This window comes from Oceanospirillum beijerinckii DSM 7166, assembly GCF_000422425.1.
GTDB classification, from domain to species: Bacteria; Pseudomonadota; Gammaproteobacteria; order Pseudomonadales; family Halomonadaceae; genus Oceanospirillum; species Oceanospirillum beijerinckii.
Map to the genome: position 1 here is coordinate 121,868 of NZ_AULT01000016.1, position 10,873 is coordinate 132,740.

Sequence of the window (10,873 nt, forward strand, 5' to 3'; positions counted from 1 at the left end):
TGCTCTGGATCAGTTTTTAGCCACTACAGTGGTTAAAAAACACTTGCTATGACTCAGGAATTAGTTGATATTTTGTGCGTTGCACAAAGTTTTTTGATTGGCATTCGACCCGAACCTGAACTGGCAAACTGCTTCCAAAGAGAAGCGAGGAGAGCACAGCATGCAGACTTCACTTTATGTTATCGAAGATCTATGCAAAGGACAGTTTGCGATCATGCCTAGCCCGGAAGGTCATGACAAACTCGATAATGAGATCGAACAGATTCGTGATATGGGCTTTGATACCGTGGTATCTCTGCTTACTCCTGAAGAGCAGCAACAATTTGGCCTTGAGCAGGAAGCTCAGTGTTGCCGTGACAAGGGACTGGCTTTTCTGAATTTTCCTATTGTGGATGAGATCGCTGAATCCGATACTGAGATGGTGGTCTTTTTGAGCAAACTGTTAGAGTTACAGCAAACTCAGCACAGGATGTTATTTCACTGTCACTCCAGCGCAGGACGTTCCTCGGCAGTGTTAACCCTGCTGGCAGATCGTTTAGGTATCTGTCCTGATAAAGCCTTCGAATCTATCTCCTCCTCATTAGGCTTTCAGGTGCCAGAAACGCCACTGCAGAAACAGTGGGTACGTTCCTTAAGTGTCACCGAAGAAGAGATGCACGCTATTCTGCCGATGGGGCACCTTTAAGGCGAGGTGGTTTAGGAATGAGTATTTAAAGCCCCCTAATATCGGACCTGCCTATTTTATCAGCCCAATATTGATCACTGCCTACTATTATTTTTCTTCAATCTGGTCTAGGTTATCGCCTGCAATAAATCCGTATAGAACAAGAGAATCTGGACCAGTAACCCTATGAATTACCAGCTAAAATACCGCCCCTTTGCCGAAGCTCTCTATGATGCACTGGCTGAAGATGCCTTTTATCAAACCATGGAAAAATCTATCACTGATCCAGCAAAACAACGTGAGCTGATGCTGTGTTATCTGGATTACTCCATGGTGGAAAGCGAAAAGTACGGTGAGTTGTTTATCCCTCAAGAGCACCAGTACGGTACCTCTATCTGGTCCAAGCCAATCTCTCCTGAACTTCAGGCTCAGAAATCTGCCGAGAAAAAAGCCTTTCTGGGAAATGTGATGGGTGAGCCGAGTCTGCAAACCTACAACAATATTGTCAGTCATATGTCTGAGATGACAGATACAGTGGTTCAAGAGGATTATTGGTATCTGTCGATTGTCGGTGTTCTGCCTGCCCACCAAGGTAAAGGTCTAGGCCCAGGCCTGCTCAAAAAAGTGTTAGAGGAAACGGATCGTTTGGGAGTGGCCACTTACCTGGAAACCTATGTACCCCGTAATAAGAGCTTCTATCGACGTCAGGGGTATCAGGAAGTTGCTACTTTTTTGGAGCCAACCACGAATGCTGAATATGCGGTGATGGTGCGGGAGCCCAAGGCTGGCTAGTTGCTTTAGCTGATTGCCACGGATTATCTCAGGTTCTTGTAAATTGTGTGAGTAACTACTTACAAAGCCCAAAGGTCGCTTTTATATGCTATGGGCTGGTTATTAAGCTGCTCAATGTGGATGTAAGCATTAACTCTATATGGACATGTAGTTATGACAACTCTGTATATTCTTTCCGGCCTTCCTGCATCTGGTAAGACGACTTTGGGTAAGCTGCTCGCCCAACACTTGAAAGCAGTATACGTACGTATCGATACGATAGAGCAAGGTCTAAAAGACTTGTGTGATTTTCAGGCTGTAGGGGAAGGTTATAGATTGAGTTATCGTATCTGTAGAGATAACTTAGAGCTTGGTCAGAGTGTTGTGGCAGACTCATGTAATCCGATCCAGCTGACACGGGACGAATGGCAAGCCGTTGCCACTGAGATCGGAGCTCAGTATGTCAATATTGAGATTTATTGTTCCGATAGTCGTGAACACAAACGCAGGGTGGAGAGTCGTACTAGCTCGATTGAAACATTACGTTTGCCCTCTTGGCAGCAGGTTCAAGACAGGGAGTATCACTCTTGGAAAGCAGCGGTGATTGGGATTGATACTGCAGGAAAGAGCCCAGAAGAATCATTGAAAGAATTATTAGATCAGCTTAATTCGGCTTTGTAGCAATGATATGGGCTTAAAATCGCTAGCCACTCGTTGAACTAATGTTCGTGAGTTTAGGCAGGAGGCTGTTTCGATCTATTTTCAACCAGCCTCCATATATGATGATGGGATTACAGATACTTAAACCAATCCAGTTCAGGCCCCACAGGCACAATTCCGGTTGGGTTTAGTGCCTTCACAGAGTAGTAACCGGCCTTGATATGATCTACTCGTGTATTGTTAGCAAAAGCCGGAATCTGCAGCAGGCGTTCCAGATAACCTGATAGTGCAGGGTAATCCGTAATACGTTTTTGATTGGTTTTAAACAGGCCGTGATAAGCCACATCAAACCGCACCAGAGTAACAAACAAGCGAATATCACTTTCAGTCAGTTGAGTGCCCACGGCGTACTGCTGTTCCGAAAAATGACTCTCTAATTGATCCAGCGTTGTGAATACTTCCTGATACGCTTCTTCATAAGCCTGTTGAGTTGAGGCAAAGCCTGCTCGATACACACCGTTATTGAAGGTGTGATAGATGCTATCGTTAAACTGATCAATCTTAGCTCTCAAGACTTCGGGATATAGGTCTAGCTCCGATTGGTGCAGTGGGTGCAGATCCTGATTAAAGATACGCAGAATATCTTCCGATTCATTATTAATGATCTTACCTGCAACCTGATCCCACAGTACCGGTACGGTTGCCCGACCTGTGTATTGACCATCGGTTTGAGTATAGAGCTGGTGAATATGTTCAATACCTTCATCATCGGCAGAGCTACTGCCAGGGAAGCCTGAACCGGCGGGTGCAAAGTGCCAGCCAAAGTCTGTCAGCTGAGGTTCAACAACACTGATCGGGATATATTGCTCCAGGCCAAGCAATGATCGGGCAATCAGAGTACGTGTTGCCCAAGGGCAGATATAACCAACATAGAGTTTAAGACCGAGATCCTTGTTAGGGTTGCCCAGTGCAGCTTGAACCTGCTCAGGAGTAATACGGTTACGGAAGGCACTGCTTTGACGGATAAAACGACCATCACTGTCTTTTTTCTGTACCGGGTCCCATTTCTTTTGCCACTGACCATTTACCAGCATCTCTCGTCTCCCTAAATGAATAAAAGCTGATATCCATTATGGCTGTAGCCTGTGATTTAACAATCCATCGAAGATTAAAAGGATTGTTAACTTAGGGTTGATAGTTCTTGAAGTTGGTTTCAGCCTCATTTGAGGTATTATTAAATTGATGCAGGGGCGATTGCTGACGAAGAGCTAGAGCAGAACCAAAGTGCCCTCAGTGGTGTCTTTGGCATTGAAAAAGCATCTGTAAGCCCAGAGAAAATGCAGCAAGCGGTAAATCGTATTGTTGGCATTATCCAAACCAGCACATGAAAAATACAAGCAACTCTAGACCCTAAAGAAAGTGAAGCAGCTGCTTGTACTGGCTAATGTGTAAGAGTCGCTTATTAGTCTGAATTTGCCAGCGGATTCCTCGGATAAAAATGATCCGGCTGGTACTCCAAATGGCTAAAGGTACGGGTATTTTTATAAGGCAGTTTCATAAAGCCGGAAATACCCAGGCCATCAATCAGGTGTGCGTTGGCCAGAATTATCTCCAGTGAGTCAGCAAACTCCTGTTCCTTCTCTTCATCCAGCAGTACGTAATAGCTGTGTATCTTCAGGTGCGTCGGGAGGCTTTCGAAGATAATGCAGCCGGTATGGCGGATCTCATTGAGTTTTTCAATTTCGCGGCGGATTGCTTTTGGCAATACCAGCTGTTCGTCAGGATCATCACCATCTTCAAAGTAGGAGTGGTGGCGGCTGGGTTCATCAACCGGCGGGGCTGGCATCACCTCAAACGGAATACGAGTATCTTCAGGAACGACAAAAGGTACATTTTCATCGTCTCGTTCGATATGCAATGTCACCCTGGCATTAAACATGCAGCACTTAAAGATACCAACCCGCTGAATCGAACGCGCCAGATTGACGATATTGTTAACTGAGGCGGTAAAAGAATTCAGAAGTTCGTGGTCGTGCAGATTTAGGCTGGAGTCGATATGTACGCCTTCATCGTCCCAGTGGATCGCTAAGCCGCCCACGATAGGGTATTTACCCAGGCGGCTGATGCTGGCCAGAAAGGCGCGTTCGGTTTTGCCCATACCGTGCATAAAGTTTTTGTAGTATTTCTCCAGTTCAACGTCATCGACATCAACCAGATAGTGTTCCATCTGTTCTTCCCGCAGGAAGGTTTTGCGCGAGGTATAAACCACGGTATCGATTAGCTGATCAGTGTCGTGGTTCCAGACGGGGATCTGGGGTTTATGTGCAGGCCAGACATCTTCGGCAAATACCAGGTGACGCATGGTTTGCATCTGTTTAATAAAGTAGTCGCCAGCCATACGCTGTTTCTGGATATCGTCGTCCAGCATGGTTTGCAGGGTTTTGGCGAACTCGATAGGTAGCCCCAGAGAGCTGGGTGGAATCGCCTTGGTGCCATAACGGCAGGATTGGCCGGAAGCTAGGGCGTATAAAGTACCAGCCACACCTTGTTCGTCAAAGCGTGGAGAAGAGAGAGAGCCGTTGAGCTGTTCTTCACCAATAAAGTAAACATCACCCAGTTTGGCGTTGGTGTTTTGGTGGTCCGCGCTCATCATGCTGATGCCTGAATCGCCCACTGCTTGTCCCTGAGTATCTAGCTGAGCAAATACGCTGGAGCCCCAGTCGATCAGTTTTACCGCTTCAGTCTCAGGATCTATCACCACATTAGACGGTTTAATATCGCCATGTACGATGGGCTTAGCGCAATCGTGTTCTTTGAACTCGCGCATCGCAACCAGAATATCCCGCATCTGAGCGGCAATCTTAACCACCAGGCGCGGTGGCAGTGGGCCTTTAAGAATACTGAACCGCTCCAGATCCATGCCTTTTGCCCGTTCCATAATCAGTACAGACTGGCGGCCAATACGGGTGTATTCGTTTACAGTAGGAATATTGGGATGATCCAGATGCTGCTGCATCCAGGCTTCCTCTTCCAGGCGGTCCTGAATGTGTTGTGGCAGATTAATCCGGGAGAACTTAAATACGTAAGGTGTGCCGGACTCTGAGTTACCACCGAAAACAAAGCCATATGCGCCCTTGCCAATAAACTCTATATCGGAAAAACCATGATGTTTTAACTGCTCTTCACACAGACTGACCCAATCTTTGATCTTTTGAGCGTCCTGATGGCTCATCAGATAGATGGACTGTTCTTCGTTGATATAGAAGTGCTGTAGGCGTGAAGGATAGTGAGGCATGGTAGTACTTTTCTTATTGGTATTTTGGATGCTTATATGAGGGCTGTCAGTATCGAGGCAAATAAAAAGGCGTAGCCTGTTACAGCTACGCCTTAATGAGATGCCCTTAGCGTAAGTCCACCAACATGCTGGTTGGATCTTCCAGGAACTGCTTCCATAGGTTGCAGAAGCGGGCGATGGTGCCACCATCAATAACCCTGTGATCGCCAGACCAGCTGACCTGCATAATATCTCGGGCGGTGACATTACCTGTTGCATCAAAGCGTGGCAGGGACTGAGTACGACCCAGTGCGACAATTGCCGTTTCAGGTTTATTGATAATCGGAGTCGCGACCGTACCACCCAGCGCGCCAATATTGGAGATGCTGATGGTGCCGCCTTTCAGATCATCCTGGCTGACACGACCGGCACGGGCTGCTTCGATCAGACGATTGATCTCCAGTGCGATCTCACGAATGCTCAGTGCCTGCACGTTTTTCACGTTAGGGACCAAGAGGCCAATTGGCGTATCCACCGCCATACCGATATTACAGCTGGCCAGATAAGTCAGCTCGGTGCAGTCATCGTTCACACGGCTGTTCAGTACAGGGTATTCCTGTACCGCTAATGCCAGAGCCTTCATAAAGAATGGCATCAGTGTCAATTTGATCCCTTCCGCTTCCATACGTAGCTTCAGCTGTTTACGCAGTGCAACCAGATCGGTGATATCCATCTCTTCCGCGTAGGTAAAGTGCGGAATGGTGGATACAGAGCTGACCATTTGACGGGCCATTGCTGCTTTAATACCACGGATGGGCTCAACACGATCTTCACCAGTGACAACTGTTTGGCTTGCAGCAGATGTAGCTTGAGCTGCAGGAGCACTTGCTGTTGTCGTTGTAGTATATGCTGCTGGTGCTACCTGATCACCGTTTTCAACAAAGGACAAAATATCGCCTTTCAGAACACGACCATCTTTACCGGAACCCGGTACCAGAGTGATATCCACCTGATGTTCACGGGCGATGCGGCGTACTGCTGGACTCGCCAGCGCTTTACCTGGGCGAGTGCTATTTGCAGTATTAGATGCTGTGGCAACCGGTGCTGCGGTCTGAGCCGCTGGTGTTGCCTCAACAACTGCTGTTTGAGCTGCAACGGCTGGCGCTTCGTCAGAGTCTACCTCGATGGCAAACAGTGGTGCGTGTACCTTAGCGATTTCGCCTTGCTTGTAATACAGCTTAACGATACGGCCGTGATCCATACACGGGATCTGTACCAGGGCTTTATCGGTCATTACATCGGCAACGGGTTGGTCTTCAACCACGTCGTCGCCTTCTTTAACCAGCCACTCGGTCAGTTCACACTCAACGATGCCTTCACCGATATCGGGCAGGATAAAGTCTTTAATGATCTTGCCGCCGGTGGCTGCAGGTACACTTTCTGTTGTCTCAGCTGCCACAGGTGCTGCTTCATTTACCGGAGCGGCGGCTTCAGTTGAGGCACCTTCTACTTCCACTGCAAACAGAGGCGCATGAACCTTAGCGATTTCACCTTGTTTGTAGTGCAGCTTAACCACTTTACCGTGGTGCATGGCCGGAATCTGAACCAGGGCTTTATCGGTCATTACATCAGCCACGGGCTGATCCTCAGAGATGATATCGCCTTCTTTAACCAGCCACTCCACCAGTTCACACTCAACGATGCCCTCACCGATATCCGGCAGGATAAATTCTTGAATCATGAGTTACTCCTACCTTAATCAGAAATTAACGCTGCGCTTGATCGCTTCGTAGTTTTTCAGGTGATCAGGCATATATTCTTTATCGTGTGCCAGTGGGAATGGGGTATCCAAACCTGTAACACGCTCGATAGGTGATTCAAGGTGCAGGAAACACCGTTGCTGAATCTCTGTTGCGATTTCACCGGCAAAGCCACCGGTTTTAGGCGCTTCATGGCTGATCAGCAGGCGACCGGTTTTCTTCACGGAAGCCACAACCGTATCAACATCCCATGGCAGCAGTGTACGCAGATCGATCAGTTCACAGGAGATACCGTCTTTCGCCGCCATCTCAACGGCCTTTTCCAGTACTTCCATCTGAGCACCCCAGCCCAGTACAGTAATATCTGTACCTTCCTGAACCACTTCTGCTTTACCCAGTTCGATCTCGTAATCTTCTTCTGGTACTTCGCCGGTAGAGGCACGGTATAGGCGCTTAGGCTCAAAGAAGATTACTGGGTTGTCATCACGAATAGACGCTAACAGCAGACCTTTCGCCTGATATGGGTTACGAGGCACAACTACTTTCAGACCCGGCGTGCCGGTAAAGTAAGCTTCAGGAGACTGAGAGTGATACAGACCACCGTGAATACCACCGCCATACGGTGTACGTATGGTCAGGCCGCCGACACTGAACTGGTCACCTGAACGGTATCGGAACTTAGCGGCTTCGTTAACGATCTGGTCAAAAGCGGGGAAGATATAGTCCGCAAACTGGATCTCAGCCACCGGCTTGTGGCCGCCTGAGGCCAGTCCGTTAGCAAAACCGATAATACCCTGTTCGGTCAGCGGGGTATTAAAGCAGCGGCTTTTGCCGTATTTATCCTGAAGGTGACTGGTCGCACGGAATACACCGCCAAAGTGGCCTACGTCTTCACCGAAACAAACGACATTGCTGTCCTTGTCCATGGCGATATCCAGTGCATTATTAATCGCCTGGAGTAGATTCATATTACTCATCGTCTAATCTCCCAGCTGTTTTTGGATAGGCTTCAGGGTACTTGCGGATATGGGCTTTCAGCTCATCCAGTTGGTCCTGAAGATGCTGAGGAGGTACGTCATAAACGTCGGTGATCAATTCATCTACTTTTGGTGCGGCGACGGTTTCCGCTTTTTTCATCGCTGCCAGAACGTTTTGACGTTTCTGTTCCAGATCAGCGGCATCTTGTTCTTCGCTCCACCAGCCCTGGGCAATCAGCCAGTTCTTAAAGCGGGCAACAGGATCTTTTTCACGCCACTTCTCTTCTTCTTTTTTGCTGCGATAACCGGATGGGTCATCAGAAGTCGAGTGGGCGCCCAGACGGTAGGTCATGGCTTCGATCAGTACTGGCTGATTTTCTTCAACGGCCAGACGACGGGCTTCTTGTGTCGCCTTCAGTACCGCCAGTACATCGTTACCATCAACACGAATCGCTTTCAGGCCGTAAGCGACGGCGCGAGGGGCGATACCGTCACCGGCAAACTGTTCGCTGGATGGGGTAGAGATTGCATAACCGTTGTTACGGCAGAAATAGATCGCCGGTACTTTATACACGCCAGCCATATTAATAGCCGCGTGGAAGTCACCTTCAGAAGCGGCGCCTTCACCAAAGTAACAGATTACACAGTTGTCTTTCTCTTCCAGTTTCAGGCCATAGGCATAACCTGCTGCTTGTGGCAGCTGTGTGGCCAGAGGGGAGGAGATCGTCATGTAGTGCAGATCGCGCGAGCCATAATGAATGGGCATTTGACGACCTTTACCCAGATCATTTTCGTTACTGAACAATTGGTGCATAAACTGTTCCAGAGGGAAGCCTCTGAACGCTAATGCGCCCTGCTCACGATACTGGGCCATGATCATATCTTCAGCATCAAGTGCTGCAGTGCTGCCGATATCTGCCGCTTCTTCACCGATTTGGGTCATATAGAAGCTGATACGGCCTTGACGTTGGGCGGCTACCATACGTTCATCCAGCGCACGGATAAACAGGAAGGTATCGTAGATCTTCAGAGCCAGTGTCTTGTCGATTTCTGGTAGTTCAGCACCTGCGTATGTGGTGCCGTCCTGGCGCAGAATTTTCAGCATTGGGGTTTCCAGGTCATCGCCACTAATAAATACAGGCGAGTGAACTACCCGTGCTTCGGACTGCTTCGAGTTGCTCATAAGCTTCCCTTATTGTTTTTGTCTTTAGCCATCTGATTGTGTCAGAGGTGCAGATTTGAGCCGATTTTGTCAGCGTAGCCGTTGAGGAGGTGTAATCCAGAGCGGCCGGGGTATCTGTACTCTGAGCGTGCTGCCGAGAGCGGCAGGTGGAACGTGTTTGGTCTATATGAAGCTATAGACAGAAATCTGAACAAAGTCACGCTCCGATAAAGCTGACTATATTTAACGTTTACGCAAAAGTAAACTTTATTTAGTGTATAGTTCTGTATATCTTTAAAAGGGTAGATTTATTTTCTAGTTATTCTTCAGGAGTGGTTTTTATCACTGTTTGTGGTCGGTGTGGTAATGATGGCTGGAGCTGGTAGAATACTTTTTTCAATAAAATCAATTTGGTAGTAAATAATGAGCGAACTGGCGACAGTAGAAGCAAAAGTAAGCTACGGCATCGGCCGTCAGATGGGTGAGCAGCTGGCTAGCAGCGGTATCGACGGTCTGGAACTGGATCACGTTGCAGCAGGTCTGCGTGAAGCTTTTGGTGGTGAAGAAAGCCGTCTGACAGATATGGAGTTACATGAAGCGTTTGAAGTAATTCAACAGCGCCTTGCGGAAAAACAGAAAGCTCAGCACCAGGTTGCTATCGATGCAGGTAATGCTTACCTGGAAGACAATGCTAAGAAAGAAGGTGTGACGGTTACTGAGTCCGGTCTGCAGTATGAAGTGTTGGCGGTCGGTGACGGTGAGACTCCGGCGGCTACTGATAAAGTGCGTGTTCACTATCACGGTGAGCTGATCAGCGGTGAAGTATTTGACAGCTCTGTACAGCGTGGCCAGCCAGCTGAATTCCCAGTAAATGGCGTAATCAAAGGTTGGGTTGAAGCGCTCCAGCTGATGCCTGCTGGTTCTAAATGGCGTCTGACTATTCCTCAGGATCTGGCATACGGTGAACGTGGTGCAGGTTCTATCCCTCCGTACTCCGTACTGGTATTTGAAGTAGAGCTGCTGGCTATCCTGTAAGGGTTCGACAGTTCGTCTGCTTTAATGAAAACCCAGCCTTGGCTGGGTTTTCTGCGTTATGAGGCTTTGTCTTTCTATATATGTAGATGGATAGAGGAAAGGCTGTTCACCCGTCACCCGTCACCCGTCACCCGTCACCCGTCACCCGTCACCCGTCACCCGTCACCCGTCACCCGTCACCCGTCAAAGTATTGAAATGCTCTGCAGCTGCCTATGTCGCTATTTCTTTATTCTGCCGATCATTGGGTTGGTGGTATTTGCTCCTAAAACTTTTTTACAAAAAAGTGAAAACAGGGGTTGTGCTTTGGTCTTCCGTGCGTATAATACGCCCTCGCTGTCACGGGGTAAGACCTCGAACAGCACCGCAACAGTCTGATTTTTCAAAAGTTTTTAACATTTTTGAAAAAGACAATTTGAAAATAAATTTCAAATCACTGTTGACAAGAGGTTTGAATGCTGTAAAATGCGTCGCCTCGGTTGAGCAAGTTAAGTGCTTGTCTCAACAAGCTCTTTAAAAATTTAGTCAGATAATTCGTGTGGGTGCTTGTCGGGATGATCTTGGAAAAGTCA

Annotated in this window: 9 protein-coding genes; 4 read left to right on the forward strand and 5 right to left on the reverse strand. The window is 48.0% G+C overall.

Translation table 11 applies throughout. The annotated features are described in order from the left end of the window. Positions 1–160 precede the first annotated feature (160 nt). The 3 genes from H579_RS0107370 to H579_RS0107380 all read left to right on the forward strand — a co-directional run bounded on the left by H579_RS0107370 (position 161) and on the right by H579_RS0107380 (position 2,116). Positions 161–685: a protein-tyrosine phosphatase family protein gene (locus tag H579_RS0107370; protein ID WP_028300143.1), complete on the forward strand. Its 525-nt coding sequence runs from the start codon at positions 161–163 to the stop codon at positions 683–685. A gap of 165 nt (positions 686–850) precedes the next feature. Further along, positions 851–1,456 carry a GNAT family N-acetyltransferase gene (locus H579_RS27720; protein WP_051227408.1) on the forward strand — a complete coding sequence of 202 codons (606 nt, stop codon included), beginning with the start codon at positions 851–853 and terminating at the stop codon, positions 1,454–1,456. 153 nt (positions 1,457–1,609) lie between these two features. Continuing rightward, the gene (locus tag H579_RS0107380) at positions 1,610–2,116 is read left to right on the forward strand and encodes a P-loop nucleotide/nucleoside kinase family protein (RefSeq protein WP_028300144.1); all 507 of its coding nucleotides are present in this window, start codon (positions 1,610–1,612) and stop codon (positions 2,114–2,116) included. A 110-nt stretch (positions 2,117–2,226) separates the two neighbouring features. Here the strand turns inward: H579_RS0107380 and H579_RS0107385 are convergent, their stop codons facing one another. From H579_RS0107385 to H579_RS0107405, 5 genes are all read right to left on the reverse strand, one after another. Then, positions 2,227–3,189 (reverse strand): glutathione S-transferase family protein, encoded by a 963-nt coding sequence (locus H579_RS0107385; RefSeq protein ID WP_028300145.1) that lies wholly within the window; start codon positions 3,187–3,189, stop codon positions 2,227–2,229. A 368-nt stretch (positions 3,190–3,557) separates the two neighbouring features. Then, the gene (locus tag H579_RS0107390; RefSeq protein ID WP_028300146.1) at positions 3,558–5,390 is read right to left on the reverse strand and encodes a protein kinase domain-containing protein; all 1,833 of its coding nucleotides are present in this window, start codon (positions 5,388–5,390) and stop codon (positions 3,558–3,560) included. 106 nt (positions 5,391–5,496) lie between these two features. Then, the gene (locus H579_RS0107395; protein WP_028300147.1) at positions 5,497–7,110 is read right to left on the reverse strand and encodes a dihydrolipoyllysine-residue acetyltransferase; all 1,614 of its coding nucleotides are present in this window, start codon (positions 7,108–7,110) and stop codon (positions 5,497–5,499) included. 18 nt (positions 7,111–7,128) lie between these two features. Beyond that, a complete protein-coding gene (locus tag H579_RS0107400) occupies positions 7,129–8,106 on the reverse strand; it encodes an alpha-ketoacid dehydrogenase subunit beta (RefSeq protein WP_028300148.1) in 978 nt (325 codons plus the stop codon). Beyond that, positions 8,099–9,289: a thiamine pyrophosphate-dependent dehydrogenase E1 component subunit alpha gene (locus tag H579_RS0107405; protein WP_028300149.1), complete on the reverse strand. Its 1,191-nt coding sequence runs from the start codon at positions 9,287–9,289 to the stop codon at positions 8,099–8,101. The genes H579_RS0107400 and H579_RS0107405 overlap by 8 nt, the downstream gene beginning before the upstream one ends. A 402-nt stretch (positions 9,290–9,691) precedes the next feature. Here H579_RS0107405 and bamJ point away from each other — a divergent pair, with 402 nt between their 5' ends. After that, positions 9,692–10,303, forward strand: coding sequence for a BamJ family beta-barrel-assembly machinery protein (gene bamJ, locus H579_RS0107410; RefSeq protein ID WP_028300150.1), 612 nt, complete (start codon positions 9,692–9,694; stop codon positions 10,301–10,303). The last annotated feature ends 570 nt before the right edge of the window (positions 10,304–10,873 follow it).